At 57.0% G+C, this 24,843-nt stretch carries 25 protein-coding genes; 9 read left to right on the top strand and 16 right to left on the bottom strand.

Annotated features, from left to right (window positions below; translation table 11 throughout):
• Nucleotides 1-10 precede the first annotated feature (10 nt).
• Nucleotides 11-1,081 carry a sugar ABC transporter substrate-binding protein gene (locus tag AC6I8T_RS04350; protein WP_021186164.1) on the top strand — a complete coding sequence of 357 codons (1,071 nt, stop codon included), beginning with the start codon at nt 11-13 and terminating at the stop codon, nt 1,079-1,081.
• A 487-nt stretch (nt 1,082-1,568) separates the two neighbouring features.
• Here AC6I8T_RS04350 and dinB read toward each other — a convergent pair whose 3' ends face one another.
• Complete coding sequence (gene dinB / locus AC6I8T_RS04345; protein ID WP_208724900.1) at nt 1,569-2,624, bottom strand: DNA polymerase IV; 1,056 nt, start codon at nt 2,622-2,624, stop codon at nt 1,569-1,571.
• A 243-nt stretch (nt 2,625-2,867) separates the two neighbouring features.
• On the opposite strand from dinB, the gene dpaA reads away from it, so the two are divergent.
• Nucleotides 2,868-3,614, top strand: a complete 747-nt coding sequence (gene dpaA, locus AC6I8T_RS04340) for a peptidoglycan meso-diaminopimelic acid protein amidase (RefSeq protein ID WP_021186161.1) — start codon at nt 2,868-2,870, stop codon at nt 3,612-3,614.
• Here dpaA and AC6I8T_RS04335 read toward each other — a convergent pair.
• Nucleotides 3,585-4,352, bottom strand: coding sequence for a class II glutamine amidotransferase (locus AC6I8T_RS04335; protein ID WP_021186160.1), 768 nt, complete (start codon nt 4,350-4,352; stop codon nt 3,585-3,587). The two genes, dpaA and AC6I8T_RS04335, sit on opposite strands and share 30 nt — an antisense overlap.
• A 52-nt stretch (nt 4,353-4,404) precedes the next feature.
• Nucleotides 4,405-4,983 carry a D-sedoheptulose 7-phosphate isomerase gene (lpcA, locus tag AC6I8T_RS04330; RefSeq protein WP_013508007.1) on the bottom strand — a complete coding sequence of 193 codons (579 nt, stop codon included), beginning with the start codon at nt 4,981-4,983 and terminating at the stop codon, nt 4,405-4,407.
• Nucleotides 4,984-5,226: 243 nt separating this feature from the next.
• Here lpcA and fadE point away from each other — a divergent pair, with 243 nt between their 5' ends.
• Nucleotides 5,227-7,671, top strand: a complete 2,445-nt coding sequence (gene fadE, locus AC6I8T_RS04325; RefSeq protein WP_021186159.1) for an acyl-CoA dehydrogenase FadE — start codon at nt 5,227-5,229, stop codon at nt 7,669-7,671.
• A 62-nt stretch (nt 7,672-7,733) separates the two neighbouring features.
• Here fadE and mtnK read toward each other — a convergent pair whose 3' ends face one another.
• Nucleotides 7,734-8,933 carry an S-methyl-5-thioribose kinase gene (mtnK, locus tag AC6I8T_RS04320; RefSeq protein ID WP_021186158.1) on the bottom strand — a complete coding sequence of 400 codons (1,200 nt, stop codon included), beginning with the start codon at nt 8,931-8,933 and terminating at the stop codon, nt 7,734-7,736.
• A gap of 105 nt (nt 8,934-9,038) precedes the next feature.
• Between mtnK and mtnA the strand changes: the two genes are divergently transcribed.
• Entirely contained in the window at nt 9,039-10,061 is a 1,023-nt protein-coding gene (gene mtnA / locus AC6I8T_RS04315; RefSeq protein WP_497833529.1) for an S-methyl-5-thioribose-1-phosphate isomerase, read from the top strand.
• A 150-nt stretch (nt 10,062-10,211) separates the two neighbouring features.
• Here the strand turns inward: mtnA and AC6I8T_RS04310 are convergent, their stop codons facing one another.
• The 3 genes from AC6I8T_RS04310 to AC6I8T_RS04300 are packed head-to-tail and all read right to left on the bottom strand — an operon-like array spanning nt 10,212 to nt 12,050.
• Entirely contained in the window at nt 10,212-10,754 is a 543-nt protein-coding gene (locus tag AC6I8T_RS04310) for a 1,2-dihydroxy-3-keto-5-methylthiopentene dioxygenase (protein WP_497830124.1), read from the bottom strand.
• 1 nt (nt 10,755) lies between these two features.
• On the bottom strand, nt 10,756-11,439 hold the full coding sequence (gene mtnC, locus AC6I8T_RS04305) for an acireductone synthase (protein ID WP_021186155.1): 684 nt from the start codon (nt 11,437-11,439) through the stop codon (nt 10,756-10,758).
• Complete coding sequence (locus tag AC6I8T_RS04300) at nt 11,436-12,050, bottom strand: methylthioribulose 1-phosphate dehydratase (protein WP_208724896.1); 615 nt, start codon at nt 12,048-12,050, stop codon at nt 11,436-11,438. The genes mtnC and AC6I8T_RS04300 overlap by 4 nt, the downstream gene beginning before the upstream one ends.
• A 131-nt stretch (nt 12,051-12,181) precedes the next feature.
• On the opposite strand from AC6I8T_RS04300, the gene AC6I8T_RS04295 reads away from it, so the two are divergent.
• A complete protein-coding gene (locus AC6I8T_RS04295) occupies nt 12,182-13,342 on the top strand; it encodes a pyridoxal phosphate-dependent aminotransferase (protein WP_208724895.1) in 1,161 nt (386 codons plus the stop codon).
• Nucleotides 13,330-14,097 (top strand): amidohydrolase, encoded by a 768-nt coding sequence (locus AC6I8T_RS04290; RefSeq protein WP_497833528.1) that lies wholly within the window; start codon nt 13,330-13,332, stop codon nt 14,095-14,097. Before AC6I8T_RS04295 ends, AC6I8T_RS04290 begins: the two co-directional genes overlap by 13 nt.
• Before the next feature lie 231 nt (nt 14,098-14,328).
• On the opposite strand, the gene uraH is transcribed toward AC6I8T_RS04290, so the two are convergent.
• The 9 genes from uraH to hpxU all read right to left on the bottom strand — a co-directional run bounded on the left by uraH (nt 14,329) and on the right by hpxU (nt 21,547).
• A complete protein-coding gene (uraH, locus tag AC6I8T_RS04285; protein ID WP_208724892.1) occupies nt 14,329-14,664 on the bottom strand; it encodes a hydroxyisourate hydrolase in 336 nt (111 codons plus the stop codon).
• On the bottom strand, nt 14,661-15,155 hold the full coding sequence (gene uraD / locus AC6I8T_RS04280) for a 2-oxo-4-hydroxy-4-carboxy-5-ureidoimidazoline decarboxylase (RefSeq protein WP_021186148.1): 495 nt from the start codon (nt 15,153-15,155) through the stop codon (nt 14,661-14,663). The genes uraH and uraD overlap by 4 nt, the downstream gene beginning before the upstream one ends.
• 15 nt (nt 15,156-15,170) lie before the next feature.
• Nucleotides 15,171-16,430 carry an allantoate amidohydrolase gene (gene hpxK, locus AC6I8T_RS04275; protein ID WP_208724888.1) on the bottom strand — a complete coding sequence of 420 codons (1,260 nt, stop codon included), beginning with the start codon at nt 16,428-16,430 and terminating at the stop codon, nt 15,171-15,173.
• On the bottom strand, nt 16,427-17,662 hold the full coding sequence (locus AC6I8T_RS04270) for a pyridoxal-phosphate-dependent aminotransferase family protein (RefSeq protein WP_021186146.1): 1,236 nt from the start codon (nt 17,660-17,662) through the stop codon (nt 16,427-16,429). The genes hpxK and AC6I8T_RS04270 overlap by 4 nt, the downstream gene beginning before the upstream one ends.
• A gap of 21 nt (nt 17,663-17,683) precedes the next feature.
• Nucleotides 17,684-18,415, bottom strand: a complete 732-nt coding sequence (locus AC6I8T_RS04265; protein WP_497833527.1) for an amino acid ABC transporter ATP-binding protein — start codon at nt 18,413-18,415, stop codon at nt 17,684-17,686.
• On the bottom strand, nt 18,396-19,052 hold the full coding sequence (locus AC6I8T_RS04260; RefSeq protein WP_021186145.1) for an amino acid ABC transporter permease: 657 nt from the start codon (nt 19,050-19,052) through the stop codon (nt 18,396-18,398). The genes AC6I8T_RS04265 and AC6I8T_RS04260 overlap by 20 nt, the downstream gene beginning before the upstream one ends.
• Complete coding sequence (locus AC6I8T_RS04255; RefSeq protein ID WP_497833526.1) at nt 19,049-19,717, bottom strand: amino acid ABC transporter permease; 669 nt, start codon at nt 19,715-19,717, stop codon at nt 19,049-19,051. Before AC6I8T_RS04255 ends, AC6I8T_RS04260 begins: the two co-directional genes overlap by 4 nt.
• Nucleotides 19,718-19,729: 12 nt before the next feature.
• Nucleotides 19,730-20,515 (bottom strand): transporter substrate-binding domain-containing protein, encoded by a 786-nt coding sequence (locus AC6I8T_RS04250; protein WP_021186143.1) that lies wholly within the window; start codon nt 20,513-20,515, stop codon nt 19,730-19,732.
• A gap of 192 nt (nt 20,516-20,707) precedes the next feature.
• A complete protein-coding gene (hpxU, locus tag AC6I8T_RS04245) occupies nt 20,708-21,547 on the bottom strand; it encodes a MurR/RpiR family transcriptional regulator HpxU (RefSeq protein WP_021186142.1) in 840 nt (279 codons plus the stop codon).
• 120 nt (nt 21,548-21,667) lie between these two features.
• Here hpxU and AC6I8T_RS04240 point away from each other — a divergent pair, with 120 nt between their 5' ends.
• The 3 genes from AC6I8T_RS04240 to AC6I8T_RS04230 are packed head-to-tail and all read left to right on the top strand — an operon-like array spanning nt 21,668 to nt 24,843.
• A complete protein-coding gene (locus tag AC6I8T_RS04240; protein WP_208724883.1) occupies nt 21,668-23,254 on the top strand; it encodes a gamma-glutamyltransferase family protein in 1,587 nt (528 codons plus the stop codon).
• A 9-nt stretch (nt 23,255-23,263) separates the two neighbouring features.
• On the top strand, nt 23,264-23,449 hold the full coding sequence (hpxX, locus tag AC6I8T_RS04235; protein ID WP_021186140.1) for an oxalurate catabolism protein HpxX: 186 nt from the start codon (nt 23,264-23,266) through the stop codon (nt 23,447-23,449).
• On the top strand, nt 23,446-24,843 hold the full coding sequence (locus AC6I8T_RS04230) for an AtzE family amidohydrolase (protein ID WP_208724881.1): 1,398 nt from the start codon (nt 23,446-23,448) through the stop codon (nt 24,841-24,843). The genes hpxX and AC6I8T_RS04230 overlap by 4 nt, the downstream gene beginning before the upstream one ends.

Genomic DNA, 24,843 nt, shown 5'->3' with positions numbered 1-24,843 from the left:
AGAGAACAACATGAAAAAAATCACCCTTTCGCTGCTGGCCGTAAGCCTGCTGAATGCCAGCGCCGCCTTTGCCGACACCGTGGTGCCGGTACCTGCCGCCATCGCTAATCATCAGGGACCGGTGCGTATCGCAATTATTCGTAACCTCGGTTCTGACGATAACACCACCCAGTTTGTCGCCGGTGCGATTCAGCAGGGCCGCCAGTTGGGCTTTAAAGTCAGCACCTTTCTGAGCAACGGTGATGACGCTCGCTTCCAGGATTTCGTCAGCCAGGCCATCAGCCAGAAGTATGACGGCATCATCCTGTCTCACGGTAAAGAACCCTACTCCACCGCGCTGGTGAAGCGTATCGCTGATGCCGGAATTAAACTGTCGGTGTTTGATACTCCGGTGGATACCCCGGTGAACGGTGTGACGGTGACGGCGCAAAATGATGCGTCACTGGCGCAAGAGTCACTCGGCCAGATGATCAAAGATTTCAACGGCAAAGCGAATATCGTCAAGCTGTGGGTCGGTGGCTTCCCGGCGATGGATCGCCGCCAGGTGGTGTATGAAAAACTGCTGAAAGAGAATCCAGGCATTCATCAGCTGGAGTCGATTGGTGCCGTTTCTTCTGACGTTCAGGGCGACACCGCCAACAAAATTGGCGCGATTCTGGCCAAGTACCCGAAAGGGAAGATTGATGCCATCTGGGGTTCGTGGGATGCCTTCAGCCAGGGGGCTTACAAGGCGTTGCAGGAGAATGGTCGTACCGAGATCAAGCTTTATAGTATTGATGTCTCCAACCAGGACCTGCAACTGATGCACGAGAAGAACAGCCCGTGGGTGCAGACGGTAGCGGTTGATCCAAAAACCATCGGTGCGGTGAATATGCGCCTGGTGGCGAATAAAATCGCCGGTGAAGCCACCCCTGCCAGCTACGAGTTTAAAGCGTCGGCAATTTCGCAGCAGCAGCTGAACAGCCAGCAAGGTGCAGTGAATGTGGCGTCGCTGAACAAAATTATTCCGGGCTGGGGCGAAAACAGCGATTTCGTCGCTCCGTGGTTCGCCACGCTGGAAGCGAAGTACGGCAAGAAATAATTTTTGCCCTCACCCTAACCCTCTCCCGCAAGCGGGAGAGGGGACCGATCGAGCCTGTGGCACACCTCCCTCTCCCTCATGGGAGCCGATCGAGCCTGTGGCACACCTCCCTCTCCCTCATGGGAGCCGATCGAGCCTGTGGCACATCTCCCTCTCCCTCATGGGAACTGATCGAGCCAGTGGCACATCTCCCTCTCCCTCATGGGGACCGATCGAGCCTGTGGCACATCTCCCTCTCCCTCATGGGAGCCGATCGAGCCTGTGGCACATCTCCCTCTCCCTCATGGGAACCGATCGAGCCTGTGGTACATCTCCCTCTCCCTCACGGGAGCCGATCGAGCCTGTGGCACATCTCCCTCTCCCTCATGGGAACCGATCGAGCCTATGGCACATCTCCCTCTCCCTCATGGGAGCCGATCGAGCCTGTGGCACATCTCCCTCTCCCTCATGGGAGAGGGCCGGGGTGAGGGTATCAGCCCGCACCTCACTACAACCCCAGCAACAACTGCCTTTCCAACTGTGGATTCACCAGCGTGACATGCAATCCCACCAGCCTGACGCCCCGTCCGGCACGGCGTTCATCCCAGGTTTTGCGCGCCACGGCGATCATGTCCTCTTTATTCAGCACCGGCCAGATATGCTCCTGGGTCGTCAGCTGGAAATCATTAAACTTCAGCTTCACCCCCTGACGAGCGATCAGTTTATCCGGGCGAATTCGCGTCAAACGACGCTCCAGCTCCTCGTACAGATAATCAATAATCTCCAGGCACTGCTCCCAGCGATGAATATCTTCCATCAGGGTGCGTTCAACGCCGAGAGATTTGCGTTCCCGCTCCACCACCACGCCACGCTCATCAACGCCGTGGCTGCGCTCCCACAACACCCGGCCAAATTTGCCGAAGCGTTTGAGCAGACGCGCCAGGTCGGTTTGCTGCACATCGCCACAGGTCAGAAGCCCCATCTCCTCCAGTTTTTTCGCCGACACTTTGCCAACACCCGGAATTTTGCTCAGCGGCAGCGTCAGCAAAAAATCCGGCATCGCCTGCGGCGTAATGACGAACTGGCCGTTGGGCTTGTTCAAATCCGACGCGATTTTGGCGAGAAACTTAATTGGCGCGATACCTGCTGATGCGGTGAGCTGCGTTTCCCGCCAGATGTCGGCGCGGATCGCCTGCGCCATCAAAGTGGCAGATCCCTGACAATGTGGACTGTCGGTCACATCAAGGTAAGCTTCATCCAGCGAAAGCGGCTCAATCAGGGAAGTATACCGGGCAAAGATCGTGCGGATCTGGCGCGAGGCTTCTTTGTAGGCTTCGAAACGTCCGGGCAGCAGACGCAGATGTGGGCAGAGCTTTAACGCCATCGCGGTAGGCATCGCGCTACGGACGCCATACTCGCGTGCCGGATAGTTGGCGGTACTGATGACGCCACGCTGTACCCGGCTGCCGCCAATGGCGATGGGGATATCACGCAAAGAGGGATCGTCGCGCATTTCAACTGCCGCGAAGAAGCAGTCCATATCGACATGAATGATCTTACGCATACCCCCTCCGAATACTGGATAAGTATACAGCATCGAAAGATATCAGCAATATTTGTCGCTGCCAGCATTAAAGTTTACAAATTTATGGCCGTAATCCCATTGAGAAATGGCTATTTTCTCAGCCACCGGCTTGATTAAACGCCAGACAATGTTAATGTTGCGCTGCGGTAGCGGATATTTCCGATAATGCAATACAGAGACGTTATGCGTCAGAGTTTTTCTTCACTTCAAGGTACACACAGAATGGGCAGAATCGCATTATTCCTTGCGATGATTGTTATGCCGGTCCTTAGCTGGGCAATGACGCCAGAGCCAGTTAACCCACAGGCTCCGGTCAGTAAAGAACTAAAAAAACAATTACTTGGCACGCCGGTTTATATTCAGATCTTCAAGGAAGAACGCACGCTGGAACTGTACGGCAAGATCGGTAATGAATATCGTCTGCTGGATAGCTACCGCATTTGTAATTTCTCTGGCGGCTTGGGACCCAAACGCCGTGAGGGCGATTTTAAAAGTCCGGAAGGATTTTATAGCGTCAAGCTGAATCAGTTAAAACCGGATAGCCACTATTATCGCGCCATCAATACCGGCTTCCCGAATCAATTTGACCGTGATAATGGTTACAGCGGCAAATATCTGATGATTCACGGCGACTGTAAGTCAATTGGCTGCTATGCCATGACCAACGCCTACATGGACGAGATTTATACCTATGTGAACGCGGCGCTGCGTAACGGCCAGCAAGAGATCGCCCTGAGCATCTTTCCGTTCCGTATGACCGACAGCAATATGCAGCGTCATCGCTACTCCACTTACGCCAGCTTCTGGCGTCAGTTGCAGCCGGGCTATGCGTACTTTGAGAAGTACCATCAGCCGCCGACGGTCAACGTGACCGCCACCGGCCAGTATGCGGTGAACAGCAGTCCGGCGGTGATGACCGCGCCAGACGCTGCATCAAAATCATTCCTGGCGCTCTCCCAGGCAAAATAATACCCATTCACCTGGCACTATCCGGTGCCAGGTTTCATTTCCCGTTAGCGGCTGCGTTGCAATCACCGTCACCACATCCTGCGGCGTGGTCTGCTGCTGAAAATCAATTTCCACATCCTGATCAAGCAACTTCGCTTTACCAAAGGGCGCACGGCGGGTGATCCAAAACAGATTGGTGGAACAGAACGCCATCAGATAACGTCCGTCCGACAACAGCATATTAAACACCCCTTTCTGCCGCAGTTCCGCCGCCAGCTCGGCGATATAACGGAACACCGCAGGCCAGTTACCCGGCGTACGCGGATAACGCGTGGTGAGTTTGTGCAGGATCCAGCAAAACGCTTTTTCACTGTCCGTCTCGCCAACCGGACGGAAATGGCCGGTATCAAGCTGACGATACCCTTTCAGCTGGCCGTTGTGCGCATAGGTCCAGTTACGGCCCCACAGCTCGCGAGTAAAGGGATGGGTGTTTTCCAGCGACACTTCGCCACGATTCGCCTGGCGGATATGGGCCACCACCGAATGTGACTTGATCGGGTATTCCTGTACCAGACGGGCAATCGGCGAGTTAAAGCTCGGCAGCGGATCTTTAAAGGTGCGGCACCCTTTATCTTCGTAAAAGGTAATGCCCCAGCCATCTTTGTGCGGCCCGGTTCCGCCGCCACGCTGTACCAGACCGGTAAAACTGAAACAGATATCCGTGGGGACATTGGCGCTCATCCCGAGCAATTCGCACATAGCTACCGCCTTAGTAAAATCCTCCCACTGACGTGGGAGGAGAAGCCACGACTTACTTCACCATCTCTTTTTCAATCAGCAGCATCAGAATATGGATCACTTTAATGTGAATCTCCTGGATGCGGTCAGCGTAGCCAAAATGCGGCACACGGATTTCGATATCCGCCGTTCCTGCCATCTTGCCACCGTCTTTACCGGTCAGGGTGATCACTTTCATGCCCTGCGCGCGTGCGGCTTCCACCGCTTTGATGATGTTGGCGGAGTTGCCAGAGGTGGAAATACCCAGCAGCACGTCCCCCGCACGGCCCACCGCTTCGATATAGCGAGAAAACACGTAATCGTAACCAAAATCATTGCTGACGCACGACAGGTGGCTGACATCAGAGATAGCGATGGCCGGATAGCCAGGACGGTTTTCACGGTAACGCCCGGTCAGTTCTTCAGCGAAGTGCATGGCATCGCAATGCGAGCCGCCGTTACCGCAGGAGAGAACTTTGCCGCCCGCTTTGAAGCTATCCGCCAGCATCACTGCGGCGCGCTGAATCGCGTGGATATTGGCTTCATTGCTGAGGAAGTTATTCAGCGTATCGGCGGCTTCATTAAGCTCTGACCGGATAATGTCCTGATACATAGGGATGTCCTTTAGAGGAAAGATTGACTCCGCAAGTTTAACGGAATGGCGTTAAGGCGCAAAGCATCCAGACCTGACGTCTGGCGGGAAAAAGCGTCGGGTTATGTGTCAGATCAATCTGCCAGGATGATTTTGTGAGTTTGGTTGTAATTGCGTTGTAAACAGATTGATAAATTTCCGCGGCTGCTCTAAACCTTAACACATAACAGGTCAGACCTCTTACAACTTACGGAGCGGTTCATTATGCTGGTTGCCTCAATCGTTGCGACGCTGATATTGATTAGCGCCCTCTTCTATCATCAACTTTCTCTGCGGCTGAGCAGTGCCATTCTGCTGTTGTGGACCGCTGCGCTGGCGTTTAGCGGGCTGTGGACACCCTGGTTGCTGCTGCCTCTCGCGATCATCCTGCTGCCGTTTAACCTGCCGACCATGCGTCGCAGCATGTTTTCCAAACCGATGTTACATAGCTTCCAGAAAGTGATGCCGCCGATGTCGCGTACGGAAAAAGAAGCGATTGATGCGGGTACCACCTGGTGGGAAGGTGATTTGTTTCGTGGCAAACCGGATTGGCAGAAACTGCACAACTATCCGCAGCCGCGATTGACGGAAGAAGAACAAACCTTCCTGGATGGCCCGGTGGAAGAAGCCTGTCGTATGGCGAACGATTTCCAGATCACCCACGAAATGGCTGATCTGCCGCCAGAGCTGTGGGCCTATCTGAAAGAACATCGTTTCTTCGCCATGATCATCAAGAAAGAATACGGCGGACTTGAGTTCTCCGCTTACGCCCAGGCGCGCGTACTGCAAAAACTGGCTGGAGTCTCAGGCATTCTGGCGATCACCGTTGGCGTACCGAACTCCCTCGGCCCCGGTGAACTGCTACAGCATTACGGCACCGATGAGCAGAAGGATCACTATCTGCCGCGCCTGGCGCGTGGCGACGAGATCCCATGCTTTGCTCTGACCAGCCCGGAAGCCGGCTCCGATGCCGGGGCCATTCCCGATACCGGCGTGGTGTGCATGGGTGAGTGGCAGGGTAAGCAGGTACTTGGCATGCGCCTCACCTGGAACAAACGCTATATCACGCTGGCACCGATCGCCACCGTGCTTGGTCTGGCGTTTAAACTGTCCGACCCGGATCATCTGCTGGGCGAGACGGAAGAGTTGGGGATTACCTGCGCGCTGATCCCGACCCACACCCCAGGCGTGGAAATTGGTAACCGCCACTTCCCGCTGAACGTGCCCTTCCAGAACGGTCCGACGCGCGGCAAAGATATCTTTGTGCCGATTGATTACATTATTGGCGGCCCGGCAATGGCCGGTCAGGGCTGGCGTATGCTGGTGGAATGCCTGTCCGTTGGTCGTGGTATCACCCTGCCCTCCAACTCCACAGGCAGCCTGAAAACCATCGCACTGGCGACTGGTGCCTACGCGCACATCCGCCGCCAGTTCAAAGTCTCCATCGGCAAGATGGAAGGGATTGAAGAACCGCTGGCACGCATTGCCGGTAACGCCTATGTGATGGATGCGGCGGCAACCCTTATCACCAGCGGCATTATGCTCGGCGAGAAGCCAGCGGTGCTGTCGGCGATTGTCAAATATCACTGCACCCATCGCGGCCAACAATCGATTATCGATGCGATGGATATCGCCGGTGGCAAAGGCATTATGCTCGGCGAGAACAACTTCCTTGCCCGCGCATACCAGGGTGCCCCGATTGCGATCACCGTCGAAGGCGCCAATATCCTGACGCGTAGCATGATTATCTTCGGCCAGGGTGCGATTCGTTGCCATCCGTGGGTGCTGGAAGAGATGAATGCGGCGGCGAAAAATGATTTGGTCGCGTTTGACCGTGCATTGTTCAGCCATATCGGCCATGTCGGCAGCAATAAAGTGCGTAGCCTGTGGCTTGGTCTGACCGGCGGTCGTACCAGCGCCACCCCAACCCGTGACGCCACACGCCATTATTATCAGCAGATTAACCGTCTGAGCGCCAACCTTGCCCTGCTGTCGGACGTCTCGATGGCAGTGCTGGGCGGCAGCCTGAAACGCCGTGAACGCATCTCCGCGCGCCTTGGCGATGTGCTGAGCCAACTCTATCTGGCATCAGCCACGCTGAAACGCTATGAAGATGAAGGACGCAATGAAGCCGATTTGCCGCTGGTGCACTGGGGCGTACAGGATGCGCTGCATCAAGCCGAAGTGGCGATTGATGACCTGCTGCGCAACTTCCCGCATCGCCTGGTGGCTGGCGCGCTACGTATGGTGATCTTTGCTGGTGGGCATCACTGCCCGGCGCCGTCTGATAAGCTCGACCACAAGCTGGCGAAGTTGTTGCAACTGCCGTCAGCCACTCGCACCCGTCTGGGACGTGGTCAATATCTGACACCGAGCGCACATAACCCGGCTGGACAACTGGAACAAGCGTTGCAGGATGTGATGGCGGCTGAAGTGATTCACGATCGCCTGTGCAAGCAGCTGAAGAAAAATCTCTCCTTCACCCGTCTGGATCAACTGGCCCAGCGTGGCCTGAAAGAGGGTTGGATTGATGAGACAGAAGCCCAGGTCCTGACCCGTGCCGAAGTCAGTCGCTTGCGTGCGATCAACGTTGATGAGTTTGCACCGGAAGCGCTGGCGGTACCCAAACCGCAAAGCAAAGCGCCCACCCGCGCCAGTGAAGCGGCATAAACGATGACGAAACGCGCCGCACGAAGCCGTAGCGGCGCGATTTATCGCGCTTGCTGAACGATTTATCCCGCCTGACGAATCCGGGCAATCAATCCATCAACATCATCAATATGGTTAGCCGCCAGAATCAACGTGCGTCCCAGGGTGATGCAGCTGCGGATGCACTCGGTACGCATCGCATCATCGCCAATCAGTTTGAAATCCGCCACATGCGACATCCCTACGGTACGGCGAATCAGCTCGGTGCCGCAGTAACCGATGGTATCGCTCCAGACTTTACGCAGGAAGGCTGCGGCATAACCCGGATATGCCAGCGCCACGTCGGAGGTTTTGGCGGCAGCCAGCTCGAGGAAACGGCTCTCGAAAATGCTCCAGACCTGATGAACATCGCTCAGGCGACGTTCGCGCGCTTCCGCCGCTTCACGCGGGGCCAGCAGACCCGGCAGGCAGCAGTAGTTAATCAGCAGGTTCCCCAGCGCGGTGCCAACATCAAAACCAATCGGACCGAAGTAGCCAAATTCCGCATCAATCGCTTTCAGGCTGCCATCCGCCACAAAGATTGATCCGCTGTGAATATCGCCGTGTAACAAGGCTTCCGCATCGGCAAAGAAACGGTGCTTCAGACCAGCCACCGCAATTCTCAGCGCATCATCGCTGCGCAGGCTTTCCACCAGCGATTGCAGCGCTGCCGGATATTTGTTGCGTTCATGGTCGATATAGGGGTCGTTGAAGAACAGATCTTCAGTGATTTCACACATCTCCGGGTTGATAAAGCGCGCAACTTCGGCTTTTTTCTTATGCGGATGCAGAATGAAATCGGAGGTATGGAACAGGGTCTGCGCCAGGTATTCGCCCAATTGGCTGGCCGCCTGCGGATAATATGCGCCTTTCACCAGCTCACCACGCCAGATGCGATGGCTGGAGAGATCTTCCATCACCATCACCGCCAGATCGGCATCGTAATGGGTTACGTGCACGGTATGCTGCGGGCAATGTTTGTAGTGTTCTACCAACGTCTGCGCTTCCAGACGGGCACGATCCAGGGTTAACGGCCAGGATTCACCGACGCAGCGCACATAAGGCAGCGCCTGCTTAACCACCACACGGCTGACGCCCTGGTTGTCGTAAATCTTAAATACCAGGTTAAGATTTCCATCACCGATCTCCTCGGCGCTCACCAGCGCTGACGGATCGTCCACACCGCCAAATTGTTTTGCATATTCCACAGCATCGGCAGCGGTGAACGTACGGTATTGCGACATTGCCTGTTCCTCGTGAATCGTAAGTAATAAGCCGTTCAGACGTCTATACATCCGTCACGCATGTTGGCACAATAGCCGCCATTAACGCAACAGGGATTTCACACCATGCAAACACTTCGCACTACCAGCCTGGAAATTCGCGATAACCAGCTCTGGATCCTCGACCAGCAGGCGCTGCCCCAGCAGAAAAATTGGTTGCCTGCACACGATGTCGTACAACTGGTTGATCATATCCACGCATTGCGGGTGCGTGGCGCACCGTTAATCGGCCTTTCCGCCAGCCTGCTGCTGGCGTTACTGGCGGAACAGGGCATGGCGCAGGCGGCACTGGCTGAAGCGCTGGAGGTACTGCGTGCGGCGCGTCCGACGGCGGTGAATCTGATGAACAACCTCGATCGTATGAAAGTGGCGCTGGCACAGCCGGATTTTGTCAGCGCGCTGACCCACGAGGCACTGCGCCTGGTAGAGGAAGATAAACAGCTGTGCGACAACATTGCCCGGGCAGGTAGCGCGTTAGTGAAGCCAGGCAGCCAGTTGCTGACCCACTGCAACACCGGAGGCCTGGCGACCGCAGGCGTGGGCACCGCGCTGGGGGTGATTGCTCATGCGCACCAGCAGGGTAAGGTGAAAAATGTTTGGGTGGATGAAACCCGTCCGTTATTGCAGGGGGGCCGCCTGACCGCATGGGAATTGGGTGAGTTGGGGATTCCTTACCATCTGATCACCGATTCAATGGCTGCCAGCCTGATGGCGCGCGGCGTGGTTGATGCCATTTGGGTTGGTGCGGATCGCATTGCGGCCAATGGCGATGTGGCGAATAAAATAGGCACCTACAGCCTGGCGGTGCTGGCGCAGTACCACGGCGTACCGTTCTATGTAGCGGCACCGCATACCACGCTGGACCGCCTGTGCCCGAATGGCGACGCCATTCCGATTGAACAACGCGCCGCCAGCGAAGTCACCGGCGTAGCAGGCAGTTTTGGCAGCGTGCAGTGGGCACCAGAGAACGCTGCCGTTTACAACCCGGCGTTTGATGTCACGCCCGCGGCGTTAATCAGTGGTTGGGTGCTGGATACCGGCGTGGTGACGCCTGAGCAGGTTAAAGAGGGGATTTTTCAGGTTAGGTGAGGTGCGGTGAGGGGAGATGCGGTCTGTTACCCTCACCCCGGCCCTCTCCCATGAGGGAGAGGGAGATGTGCCATATGCCAGATTGACTCGATCAGTCCCCTCTCCCGCTGGCGGGAGAGGGTTAGGGTGAGGGTCATAACTCGCGCCAAATCAAGCCAGACGCGGATAAGCATCCGCAATGCTGTCGCCAGTGAAGTTCGCAATCCAGCCTTCCTGGTTGTCGAAAATACGGATGGCGGTAAAGTGCGGCTCAGAACCCATATCAAACCAATGCGGCGTGCCAGCCGGCACTGAAATCAGATCCTGTTTTTCACACAGGATCTGGTACACCTGACCATCCAGATGCAGGCAGAACAGACCTGAACCTTCAACAAAGAAGCGAACTTCATCTTCGCTGTGGGTATGTTCATTGAGAAACTTGCTGCGCAGCGCTTCTTTCTGCGGGTTGTCGGCACGCATGCTCAACACATCCCAGCTCTGATAACCTTTTTCGGCCACCAGACGATCGATCGCATGCTGATAAGCTTTGATCACCGTGTCAGAATCCGGGTTGGCACCCAGATCGCGATCTGCTTCCCAGCGTTCAAAACGCACGCCTTTGGCGTTGAGACGCTCGCGAATCGCTTCTGCATCGGTACTGTGCCACACCGGCTGGCTGGCTTCGGTATCGGTAAAAATGGTCAGTGCACTCATCCTAAATCGACTCCGGGTTAATCTGGGAAAAATCATTTACCTGACGATGACGGCTTTCGCTATCCGCCTCGCCGCGAATTAATTGCAGGGTATGCCAGCCCGCTTCGGCAGCGGCATCCAGTTCCTGATGAATATCGGACAGGAACAACAGTTCCGACGGCGCATAACCAATCTGCTGCGCAATATTGCGATAGGACTGGGTTTCGCGCTTGGCACCGACGCCAGTGTCAAAATAGCCGCTAAACAACGACGTTAAATCACCTTCATCGCTGTAGCCAAATAATAATTTCTGCGCCGCCACCGAACCGGAGGAATATACGTACAGCGCCTTGCCCTGCTGTTGCCAGCGTTCAAATGCGGGTAACACATCCGGGTAGAGATGGCCGGTAAACTGGCCGCTGACATAGCCATCTCGCCAGATCATGCCCTGCAACGCTTTCAGGCCGGGTGATTTGCGATCCTGATCGATGTAGCTCAGCAGGGTAGCAATCACCTCGTCCAGCGAAGCTTGCGCTGCGCCGGACTCCTCACGTACCGCCGCAAGCGCCGCCGCCACTGGCGCGTCGTCCTGATGTTCACGAACAAACGCCGTCAGATGCTGACGGGCATAGGGGAACAGCACGTTGTGAACAAAGCGAATATCGCTGGTGGTGCCTTCAATATCGGTAACAATTGCGCGAATCATCTGGCCTCCAGCAGCCGACGTTGTAGTTCACATTCAAACAAAAATTCCAGCCCTTCCAGATGACGGCGGGCTTCATTGACGTCTTTGCCCCAGCAGGTCAGACCGTGGCCGCGGAGCAAAAAGCCGTAACGCAGCGGCGTCTCACGGGAAAAAGCCGCGATACGTTCCGCCAGCGCATCAATATCCTGGTCGTTATCGAACAGGGGAATCGCGACAGTGTTAAGGTGAGTCTCCTGACCGGCGAGGGTTTTCTGCATCTCATAACCACTCAGCAGCAACGCGCTGCCCTTTTCCACGCGCGACAGTACCGTCGAGTTCACCGTATGGGTATGCAACACCGCGCCTGCTTGCGGAAACAGGCGATAGATTAAGGTATGCAGGCCGGTTTCCGCCGACGGCTTACGCCCGGAGGGTACCGCGTTAGTGGCGATCTCTACCTGAATAAAGTCATCGCGCGTCAGACGCCCTTTATCCTTGCCTGATGCGCTCAGCAGGCAGTATTCGTCATCCTGACGCACCGACATGTTGCCGCCAGTGGCCGGTGCCCAGCCTTTTGCGCCAATCCAGTGGCAGGCCGCCACCAACTGTTCCAGTGGAAGAAAATCGGTCATAGCGATGTTGATATCCCGCAGGTTAGTTTGGACGTCTAAGCGTCTCGATTGCCAAATATTAACATCCTGTTTATAGTGGCAGCAACAGAGGGTTAACTCCGCAACGACATTCGCGCTGAAGGCAAAGATCAATGACGCAGCACAACCTGATTCCCGAGAGCAAATTACCGGCGCTCGGCACCACCATTTTTACCCAAATGAGCGCGCTGGCGCAGCAATATAACGCTATCAACCTGTCTCAGGGCTTCCCTGATTTTGATGGTCCACGTTACTTACAGGAGCGCCTGGCGTATCACGTCAGCCAGGGAGCAAACCAGTACGCCCCGATGACCGGTGCGCTGCCGCTGCGCGAAGCCATCGCCGCCAAAACCGCTGAGTTGTATGGCCACCAGCCAGACGTCAACAGCGATATTACCGTCACCGCCGGTGCCACCGAAGCCTTATATGCCGCCATCACCGCGTTGGTGCGCCCGGGCGATGAAGTGATCTGTTTCGATCCCAGCTACGACAGCTATGCCCCGGCGGTACAACTGGCTGGTGGCGTGCTGAAACGCATCGCCTTGCAGCCACCGGGTTTCCGCGTCGACTGGGCTGAATTCCGCAGCCTGCTGAGTGCTAAAACCCGTCTGGTGATCCTGAATACGCCGCACAATCCTTCCGCCACCGTATGGCGCAAAAGCGATTACGCTGCGCTGTGGCAGGCGATCGCCGAGCAGGAAATCTATGTCCTGAGCGATGAAGTTTACGAGCACATCTGCTTCGCCGAAGAGGGACACGCCAGCGTGCTGGCCCATGCCGAACTGCGTCAGCGGGCAATTGCCGTGTCATCTTTTGGTAAAACCTTCCATATGACCGGCTGGAAAGTGGGTTACTGCGTAGCACCGGCCGCCATCAGCGCCGAGATCCGCAAAGTGCATCAGTATCTCACCTTTTCGGTGAATACCCCGGCGCAACTGGCGATTGCCGATATGCTACGTGCCGAGCCAGAACATTATCGTGAGCTGCCGGAATTTTACCGCGCCCGTCGCGATCGTCTGGTGCAGGCGCTGGCGAAAAGCCGCTTTGAAGTGCTGCCATGTGAAGGCACCTACTTCCTGCTGGCGGATTACAGCGCGATTTCCGATCTGGATGACGTCAGCTTCTGCCAGTGGCTGACCAAAGAAGTTGGCGTAGCGGCCATTCCGCTGTCGGTATTTTGCGCCGATCCGTTCCCGCATAAGCTGATCCGCCTGTGCTTTGCTAAACAGGAAGCGACGCTCGACGCCGCAGCGGAGCGTTTATGTCAGCTTTAAAAATTACCGTATTGCAGGAAACCCTGAGCTGGATGGATGGCGCGGCCAATCTGCGTCATTTCGACGGCGTACTGAAGGGAATTGAAGGACGCGATCTGATTCTGCTGCCGGAGATGTTTACCACCGGCTTTGCGATGGAAGCGGCAGAAAGCTCGCTACCGCAGGAAGAGGTCGTCGCATGGTTGCATCAGCACGCCAAAGCCAGCAATGCGTTGATTGGCGGCAGTGCCGCGATTCATACCGAAAAAGGCGCGGTTAACCGTTTCCTGCTGGTTGAGCCGGATGGCACGCTGCATCAATATGACAAGCGTCACCTGTTCCGCATGGCAAATGAACATCAGCATTATGTTGCCGGTGAAACCCGTGAGGTATTCACCTGGCGCGGCTGGCGTATTCTGCCGCAGATTTGTTATGACCTGCGCTTCCCGGTGTTTACCCGCAACCGTAATGATTATGATCTGGCGTTATTCGTCGCCAACTGGCCAGCACCGCGTGCACTGCACTGGCAGTCACTGCTGATGGCAAGGGCGATTGAGAACCAGGCTTATGTGGCGGGTTGCAACCGCGTCGGCAGCGATGGCAATCAACATCAGTACAGCGGCGACAGCCGGATTATTTCACCACTGGGTGAGATTCTGGCGGCGGCCGAGCCGTTTGCCCGTGCGCGTATTGATGCGGAATTGTCGCTGGAGGAGTTGCAGGCGTATCGCGATCGCTTCCCGGCGTGGCGCGATGCGGATCAGTTTACGTTGTAATACCCTCACCCTAACCCTCTCCCGCCAGCGGGAGAGGGAACTGATCGAGTCAATCTGGCATATGGCACGTCTCCCTCTCCCTCATGGGAGAGGGAACTGATCGAGTCAATCTGGCATATTGCACATCTCCCTCTCCCTCATGGGAGAGGGAACTGATCGAGTCAATCTGGCATATTGCACATCTCCCTCTCCCTCATGGGAGAGGGCCGGGGTGAGGGTAACAGACCGCACTCAACTACCGCGATAAGTCGACCACGACCAGGGCGAAATCAGAAACGGCAGATGATAATGGCTGCCGGTTTCACCCAACACAAAATCGATCTGGGCACTGACGTATAACGCATCACGCCCTGTTGCTGCAAAATAATCACCAATCTCGGCAACCAGACGATAATGCCCCGGTGCTAACGGCTCCGGTGTCAGGTCTTTAATTCGCCCGTCAGCATCGGTGTGGCCCTGTGCCAGCAGCAACCATCCCTCCGGGCTGTCCTGCTCCAGCGCGACCGCCACCCCAATCGCCGGTTTACCCAGCGCGGTGTCCAGAATATGCGTGGTGATGGTACTCATGCGATGCTCTCCTTTAACCTTAATAAGGTAATTTCCCGCAGTTGCGTCAGCGCTTCTTGCTGTTCGGTCACGACATCATTGTTAAGCCGACGTTGCAGTTCTGCCAGCATCTCTTCACCGCTACGCCCTTTGGCACGAATCAAAAACACCCGGCCAAAGCGCTGTTCATAACGCTGATTACCCGCCAGCATGGCAAATTGTAACGCGCCGTTGGCATCCAGCATCGCCGATTGCTCACTGCGCGAAAACGTGGCTTCTTTGCCTTCGCCAGCGGCTTTTTCCCCGATGCGAGGATGTGCACTCAGCGCCTGCTCCAGCTCCGCACCCTGCCACTGCTGCGCCAGACGCTCCGCCTCAGCCAGCAACTGTTGTGGGTTGCTGAATGGACGCGCTGCCACCAGCGCCTGTTGCCAGGCAGGAATGGCGACACAATGGGCAATCGCCGCCTGCGCCTCCGCGGGCGACAACTGATTAAAGTTTTCCAGCTTCATGCCACCACTCCTTTTTTATCCACGGGCCAGGTCGCACACCGCCTGCACATAAGCCTGCACGCCGAACGCCACATCCGCAGCCTGCACCGACTCTGCCGGATGATGGCTGATACCGCGATGGTTGCGCACAAACAACATGCCGACCGGCCAGCGTTCCGCGATGGCAATCGCATCATGCCCTGCCCCGCTGGGCAGAGACAGGCTGCGCCCCTGCACCGTTTCGACCGCATGACTCAGCGCCTGTTGCAGACGCGCATCACAGGCAGTGGCGTTGATGCGATAAAACTCATCGGCGTCAAACGTCAGCCCACGGCGTAAGGCGATGGCCTCGGCCTGAGTCAGCAGCATCGACAGCAAACGTTCCAGCGGTTCATCCTGTGGGCCACGCACATCCAGCGACAGTTGTACTTCGCCGGGGATCACATTCACCGCGCCGGGCGCGCAGTGCAGCGTCCCAACCGTCGCCACCAACTGCGGGTCCAGCTCGCGGGTGGTCTGCTCAATAAACACCATCCACTCGGCGGCAGCGGCCAACGCATCTTTACGGTGCGTCATCGGCACCGTACCCGCGTGCCCCGCCTCGCCGGTAAAGCGGCAGTTCAGGCGGCGTGCGCCGTTGATGGCGGTCACTACGCCGAGCGCCAGATCGTCCTGCTCCAGACATGGGCCTTGCTCGATATGCAGCTCCAGATAGGCGGCGATATCGTTCACATCACGCGCGGCGTCAAGAATTTTTGCCGCATCTAAACCGACATCCTGCATCGCCTGAGCCACGGTGATACCGTTGCCATCAGGATGGGTAATCCAGCTTTCCGGCCAGCTTCCGGTAATGCCCCGGCTGCCGAGCAGCGTGATACCAAAACGCGTGCCCTCTTCATCGCCAAAGCCAACGATTTCCACCGCCAGCGGCAGACGCTGTTGGTGATCGTGCAGCCACTGCACGGTTTCAATGGCCGTCAGCACACCGAGCATACCGTCATAGCGCCCGGCATTACGTACGGTGTCGAGATGTGAACCGAGCAGCAACGCCGGTGCGCCTGGGGTGGCGGATTCGTAGCGGCCACAAATGTTACCCACCGCATCCTGCCACACCGTCATTCCTGCCGCCTGCATCCACTCGCCGACACGCTGATTGGCACGCATCTGCTCTGGCGAGAGGTAGACACGCATCAGGCCATCGTCGGTTTCGCTGATCTCAGCCAGCGCATCGCAACGCGCCATGACACGGGCGGCGGCTAACTGCGCCTCGCTGGCGGTCATCAGGCTTTCACTCATGCGTGGCTCCCGTAGTGATCCCAGGCCGCCTGGAGCGCCGCACCTTGGGTGGAACGGAAGCCGAGATGATTCAGCACCGCTTCCAGCGCCGTCAGGGTTTGCATCACGCAATCTTTGCGCGCGTTATAGCCCATAGTGCCGATACGCCACACTTTGCCGTGCAGGGGGCCAAAGGAGGTGCCAATCTCGATACCGAAATCTTCCAGCACCAGCTTACGCACCTGATCGCCGTTAACGCCCTGCGGGATCACCACGCCAAGCACGTTATTCATTTTATGTTGCAGGTCGCCGAAGGTTTCCAGTCCCATCCCCTGAATGCCTTTCAGCAGCGCATCGCCGTGCAACTTATGACGGGCGATTCCGTTATCCAGACCTTCCTGCATAATCAGGCGCGCGCACTCGCGTGCGCCAAACAACGCGGTAGTGGCTTCGGTATGGTGATTAAGACGCTCCGGTCCCCAGTAATCCATGATCATGCCGAGGTCGAAGTAGTTGGAGTAGATCATCTCGTCGTCGCCGTCCTGATGCTCGGCGGTGCGGATGCCCTCTTCCACGCATTTACGCTTGCGGATCACCGCTTCCATCTGCGGGCTGAGGGTGATCGGCGAGGTACCGGATGGACCGCCAAGGCATTTCTGCATCCCGGCAGACACCGCATCCAGCCCCCAGGCGTCAGTCTCCAGCGCGTTCCCCCCCAATGAGGCGGTGGCATCGGTGTAGAACAGCACGCCATATTTCTGACAAATCGCCCCCAGCTCGGCCAGCGGTTGCAGCATGGTAGTGGAGGTGTCGCCCTGCACCGTCAGCAGCAGACGCGGCTTGATACGTTTGATGGCATCTTCGATCTGATCCGGTGTGAACACCTCGCCCCACGGCACTTCAATGGTGTGCACTTCCGCACGGCAGCGACGCGCGATTTCACACAGCAAATGACCAAAACGACCAAACACCGGCACCAACACTTTGTCACCCGGACGGATCGCTGACAGCAGGACCGCTTCGATCCCGGCGCGTGAGGTACCGTCGATCAACATCGTCCAGCGGTTTTCGGTGCGGAATACGCCACGATACAGCGCCATCACCTCATTCATGTAATTCGTCATCGCCGGATCGTATTGACCAATCAGTTGCGTCGACATGGCGCGCAGCACGCGCGGATCGGCGTTGATCGGTCCCGGACCCATCAGCAGACGCTGCGGCGGATTGATTTGCGGAAATTGCGTGATGTCCATGATGAATTCCTTGTTGATGTCTTAGAGACGGACCGTCGAGATAAACTGTTTCAACTCCGCCGTTTGCGGATTGGCGAACAACGTTTTGCTGTCGCCCTGCTCCCAGACGCGCCCCTGATGCATAAAGACCACTCGATCGCCCACATCGCGGGCGAAGTTCATTTCGTGTGTCACGAGAATCAGCGTCATACCTTCGGCAGCCAGCTTCTCCAGCACTTTCAACACTTCACCCACCAGCTCGGGATCGAGTGCGGAGGTGATCTCGTCACAAAGTAATACTTTGGGTTGCATTGCCAGCGCACGGGCGATCGCCACACGCTGCTGCTGACCACCCGAGAGATTGGCCGGGTAATAATCCAGGCGTTCACCGAGGCCAACTTTTTCCAGCATCTGCTTCGCCAGCTCCCGGCATTCGGCTTCGCTTTTTTTCAGCACGCGGCGCGGAGCCAGCATCACGTTTTCCAGCGCCGTCATATGCGGGAACAGGTTAAAACTCTGGAACACCATTCCGACCGAGCGGCTGATTTCACGCGCCTGCGATTCACGGTCGGTAATGGTCATCCCGCCCAGTTTGATGCTGCCTTCCTGATAGCCTTCCAGCCCGTTCATGCAGCGCAGCAGGGTACTTTTGCCCGATCCGCTCCGTCCGATGATGGAGATCACTTCGCCCATTTCGATATCGAGATCGACACCTTTAAGGACGTGGTTGTCGCCGTAGTACTTCTGTACCTGATTAATGGTGATGAGCGGCATTGAATTTTTTCTCCAGGTACTGGCTGTAACGCGACAGCGGATAACACATCAGGAAGTAACCCAACGCCACCAGGCCAAATACCTTAAACGGCTGATAAGTCACGTTGTTCAGAATGGTGCCGGCTTTAGTCAGTTCGACAAAACCAATGATTGAAGCCAGCGCGGTGCCCTTGATCACCTGCACGGCAAAACCGACCGTTGGGGCGATGGCAATGCGGATTGCCTGCGGGGCAACCACGCGATACAGCGTCTGGCCGAAGGTCAGGCCCAGGCAGCGCGAGGCTTCCCACTGCCCTTTCGGCAAGGCACGGATGCTGCCGTACCAGATATCCACCAGAAAGGCGCTGGTGTAGAGCGTCAACGCCAGTGAGGCAGCGGTCCAGGGGGCAACGTCGATGCCAAACAGTGCGACACCGAAGAAAGCCAGAAACAACTGCATCAGCAGCGGCGTCCCCTGGAACAGTTCGGTATAACCACGAATCACCCGCATCAGCCACGGCTTACGCAGCAGGCGCAGAAACAGCAGCGGCAGGGTCACCAGCGTGCCACCAAAGAAGGCCACCAGCGACAGCAAAATCGTCCAGCGCGCCGCCAGCAGCAGGTTGCGCACGATATCCCAATCGGTAAACGTGGTCATGATGGCTGCGCTCCAAACCATTTACGCCCTACGGCCAGCAGTAGCTGACGCATGGCAATCGACAACGCCAGGTAGATCAACGTCGTCACCAGATAGACTTCAAAACTCAAAAAGGTGCGTGACTGAATCAGGTTGGCGGCGAAGGTCAGTTCCTCATAGGAGACTTGCGATACCACCGAAGAACCCAGCATCACGATGATGCACTGACTGACCAGCGCCGGATAAATACGTTGCAACGACGGCGGCAGCACCACACGCAAAAACGTCTGGCTGCGGGTCAGGCCGAGTACACGGCCCGCTTCCCATTGCCCCTTTGGTGTCACCTGGATACCGGCACGAATTATCTCGGTGCTGTAGGCACCGAGGTTAATCAGCATCGCCAGCAGCGCAGCTTCGCCCGCCGTCAGTTTCAGACCAAGATTGGGTAAACCAAAGACGATAAAAAACAGCTGCACCACAAAGGGCGTGTTACGAATCAGCTCGACGTAAATGCCCCAGATGCGCCCCGCCACGCTGGGTTTACCGCTGCGTAGCGCGGCACCGAGAATACCCAGCGCGACGCCACCCACCGTTGCCAGCACCGTCAGTTGGATGGTGACCCACAGCCCTGCCAGTAACTCCGGCCAGTGTGGCCACAGCGCAGCAAAGTTAAGTTGCCCAATCATTGGCCGTCCTTCTTATGCGCCGAGGTTGGCCGGCAGTGGCGCTTTCAGCCACTCTTCGGACAGTTTGTTCAGGGTGCCATCTTTAATGCCCTGCTCGATAAGCGCATTCACTTTATCTTTCAGCGCTGGCTCGTCTTTCTTCAGACCGATAAAGCACGGGGAGTCTTTCAGCATAAACTGCGCCACCGGGGCTTTGGCCGGGTTCTGACGGGCAATCGCTGCGACGACCAGGTTACCGGTGGCGATAAACTGCACCTGACCTGAAAGATAAGCAGACAGCGTGGTGTTGTTATCTTCGTAACGTTTCACCTCGGCATCTTTCGGAGCGATACCGGTCAGAACCATATCTTCTACCGCACCACGGGTTACGCCGATGGATTTGCCGCTCAGCGCCGCCGCATCTTTGATTTCTTCGCCTTTCGGACCAAATACGCCAAGGAAGAACGGTGCGTAAGCACGGCTGAAGTCGATCACTTTTTCACGCTCGGCGTTTTTCCCCATGCTGGAGATCACCAGATCGACTTTGTCGGTTTGCAGGTAAGGCACACGGTTGGCACTGGAAACGGGCACCAGCTGCAACTTCAGTTTCATCTCTTTGGCGAGGTACTTCGCCATGTCGATGTCGTAGCCCTGCGGCTGTAAATCGGTGCCGACAGAACCGAACGGCGGGAAGTCCTGCGGCACGGCAATGCGGATCACGCCGCGTTTCTGGATGTCCTGCAACTGATCGGCCATTGCGCTACCAACCTGCGCCATCATCAGAGCAGCGCCCGCTACCGCCATTAAAACTTTTTTCATTATGCACCCCGGTGAGTTTATGTGAAACAAAAGATTCTTGATGAATCGTTCTGCAACTAATGTGCCAACCGAAACAAAAAGAACACTTCCACGTAAAATCAGGGTTTCTGCATTATCAGACGAAAAAAAACGGGCGCATTGCCCGTCTGTGATTCTGATCAAAAAAGGTGCAAAGCACCAAAAAGGTGCCCTTTAACGGTGTTCCAGCTCATCCAGATGCTGATAAAGGTCGGCAATCTGGTGAATTCGCTGACGCCCCTCTGACAACATTTCATGCAGCAACGCATTGGCCAGCAGGTTAATCAGACTCATGGCAGAAGCGTAGCTATCGAAGGCGGAGACGCTGTCGAGCGGCGCACACAACTGCCAACGCGCCAGGGTGAGGATGCCCTGCGCCTGGGGTTCGCACAGCGCCAGTACCGGAATGTTGCTCTGCTGCAACTGCTGCATCAACGGACGGATAATGCGTGGACGGCGACGAAATGCCATCACCACCACCACATCATCAGGGGTGATATCCACCAGCTCCTCACCCAGCGTCTGACCCGGTTGCGGCAGCACATGGACCTGAGGACGGGCCTGCATCAGCTGTTGGCGCAGGTGCAGCGCTACCGGATAGGCGTTACGCATACCAATGATAAACAAGCGTTTTGCCTGTGCCAGCGCCTGAATCACCTCACCAAATTGCTGCGGGTCGATGCCGTTGACCCACTGCGTCAGGTTCGCCATCTCCTGCTTATAATGGCGCGACAGCAGCGTGTTGCCCTGCACAGCATCACGGTTGTCGGTCAACGGCATGCCACTCTGGCGCAGCGTGCGCAATTCATCGCGCATGTCTTTATATTTTTCGTAACCGAGGCGCTTAAACAGCCGGCTCACCGTGGCTTTTGATACCCCGCTCAGCCGCGCCAGCTCGGCGCTGTTGTAGCTGATCAGGTCATCAAAATGGTCAAAGACAAAATCGGCAATGCGCTGCTCCTGCGGCGACAGTTGCGGATAGTGACTGCGGAGGCGTTCATCTAGCTGTTTCATCATTCGTCCTGTAACTTTCGTTTCATCACAAGCTAGCATAAATCGATCCACAATGGTGTCCGACCAAAACTGGAACAGCTCTTGCTATAACTTTGCCATGTACCCAAAAATGAGTTCACTATGATACAGAGCAATATGGCCCCGTTAGGTATGGCCGTAACCCCGCATCATCTCGCCAGTGAAAGTGCCTTAGCCGTGCTGCGCGAAGGTGGCAACGCCATCGAAGCTATGGTGGCGGCTGCCGCCACTGTCGCCGTGGTTTACCCGCATATGAATGGTTTAGGTGGCGATGGCTTCTGGCTGATCGTGCCTCCCGGTGGTGATCCGATCGCCATTGACGCCAGCGGTGCTGCCGGTTCACTGGCGCACTTTGATTTCTACCACGGCGCAACAAAAATTCCACACCGTGGCCCCAAAGCGGCCCTGACCGTGGCCGGTACCGTCAGCGGCTGGCAGGAGGCGCTGGCCTTCTCTGCTGAGTTGGGCAGCCCGGCACTGCCGCTGGCACGTCTGCTGCGCGATGCCATCCGCTACGCGGCCGACGGTATTCCCGTCACCGCTTCACAGGCGGCAGCGACAGCAGCGAAACGTGATGAATTACAGGATCAGCCCGGTTTTGCCGCCAACTTTTTACCCGATGGCGAAATACCTGCCGCAGGCAGCCGCTTTACCCAACCGGCGCTGGCGAACACGCTGAGTTTGTTGTGCGAACAGGGGTTAGACAGTTTTTATCGCGGTGAGCTGGCGCACCATCTGGCGCGTGAGATGTCCGCGCTGGGTATGCCGATCACGCTGGAAGATTTGCAACGCCAACAGGCACGCCGCTGCACGCCGTTGCATCTGGCCCACAGCGAAGGCGACATCTGGAACATGACCCCGCCGACCCAGGGGCTGGTATCGCTGGCGATTCTCGGCATCACCGATCGCCTCAACATGGCGGAAGCGGATGACGCGCAGACCGTGCACCGCATCGTTGAAGCCACCAAGAAAGCCTTTGGCCTGCGTGACCAACATATTACCGATCCGCGTCATATCGACATTGATGTGCAGAGCCTGCTGGATGCTGATCATCTGGCTGGCCTCGCCGCGCAGATTGATGATGCGACCGCCGCCCCCTGGGGCACCGGCAAAGGCCCCGGTGATACCGTGTGGATGGGGGTGATGGACAGCAGCGGGCTGGCAGTCTCCTTTATCCAGAGCATTTACCACGAATTCGGTAGTGGCGTGGTGCTGCCGGGTACCGGCATCACCTGGCAAAACCGCGGTGCGGCTTTCAGTTTACAGCCGGGCCACCTGTTGGCGCTGGCACCAGGCAAACAGCCCTTCCATACCCTTAACCCGGCGGCGGCACGGCTGAAAGATGGCCGCACTATGGTTTACGGTTCAATGGGTGGCGATGGTCAGCCACAGACCCAGGCGGCGATCTTTACCCGTCATGTGATTCAGGGGCTGCCGTTGCAACAGGCGGTGAGCGCACCACGCTGGCTGCTGGGCCGCACCTGGGGACAATCCTCTGACTCCCTCAAGCTGGAAGCGCGTTTCGCGCCGGAAACGGTGCAGCAATTACGCGAGCTGGGTCATGAAGTGGAGCTGTTGCCCGATTTTAGTGAGGTGGTGGGTCACGCAGGTGCCATCATCCGTCATAACAACGGCATGTTTGAAGGCGCATTTGACCCTCGCAGCAACGGCAGCGCCGCAGGTTTCTAAGGAGAAAAGATGACGACACAACCGGACTGGGCCGCCTATATCGCCCAGATGGAACAGATTCTGGCGCTGGAGCTGGATGAGGCGCGCCGCGCCGAGCTTTTAACCCAATTCAACCGTATTGCCGCGATGGCCGAACCCTTGATGGCCTTTCCACTCGACGATCGCATGGAAGTGGCGGGAGTGTATAAGCTATGAAACTTTCCACCCTCTCGATAAGCGCGCTGCAACAGGCACTGAGCAACGGTGAGATTAGCGCACGCGCCATTGCTGAGCAGACATTGACCGCGATTGAACAACATAACCCGGCGCTGAATGCCTGGACCGAAGTCACCGGTCAGCGCATGTTGAAAGAAGCGGATCAACTGGATACGCAGCGCCAGCGCGGTGAAACGCTCCCCCCGCTGGCGGGAATTCCCTATGCGGTGAAGAACCTGTTTGATGTCGCCGGGCACAGTACCCTGGCCGGTGCCAGCCTGTTCAGCGAACGTCCGGCGGCACGCGACGATGCCTGGGCAGTGAGTAAACTGCGCCAGTCAGGCGCGCTGCTCTCCGGCATGTTGAATATGGATGCTTACGCATACGGCTTCACCACCGAAAACACCCATTACGGACCCACGCACAACCCGCGCGATCTCAGCCGGGTGGCGGGCGGCTCCTCGGGCGGTTCCGCCGCTGCGGTCGCTGCCGGATTGGTGCATTTCTCCCTCGGGAGCGATACCAACGGTTCGATTCGCGTACCGGCCTCGCTGTGCGGCATTTATGGTCTGAAACCGACTTTTGGTCGCTTGTCGCGTAGCGGCAGCCATCCGTTTGTTGCCAGCCTTGACCATATCGGTCCGTTTGCCCGCTCGGTAGAAGATCTCAGCCTGGTGTACGACACCTTACAGGGTGCGGATGCCAGCGATGCGTTTCAGGCTGCCCAACCGGTGACGGCAGCCAGCCCAACCCTGACTCAAGGACTTGAAGGGCTGCGTTGTGGTGTGCTGGGCGGTTTCTTCTCTACCTGGTGTGATGATGACGCGCGAGCCGCGCTGGCTATTGCTGCCAAAGCGCTGACGGCCAGCGATGAAGTGACAATGGCGAATGCCGAGATTGCACGCTCTGCCGCCTTTATCCTGACCGCTGCCGAAGGGGGGAATCACTATCTGCCGAAACTGCGTGAGATGCCGGAACGTTTCGAACCGAACTCGCGTGAACGCCTGTTAGCGGGTGCGATGCTGCCCTCCGCCTGGTATGTGCAGGCACAGCGCTTCCGTCGCCATTTCCAGCAGCAGGTACTGCCGCTGTTTGAACATTTTGACGTGCTGATCGCCCCGGCGACGCCATGCAGCGCGACCACCATCGGTCAGGAAACCATTCGTATTAATGGGCAGGATCTGCCAACCCGTGCCAGCATGGGGATGCTGACCCAGCCGATCTCCTTCCTCGGCCTGCCGGTCTGTACCGTGCCGCTACCTACCGCCAGCGGCTTGCCGATTGGTTTGCAGTTGATCGCAGCACCGTTTAAAGAACACCTGGCATTGCGCGCCGCCTGGGCGCTGCAACAACAAGGGCTGACGCTGCCGCAAACTACCCTGATGGACGCATAA

The organism is Pantoea sp. X-Soil-OKNW-556, assembly GCF_059730695.1.
The sequence above is the reverse complement of the archived record's forward strand: the minus strand, read 5'-3'. Positions and strand labels throughout refer to the sequence as shown.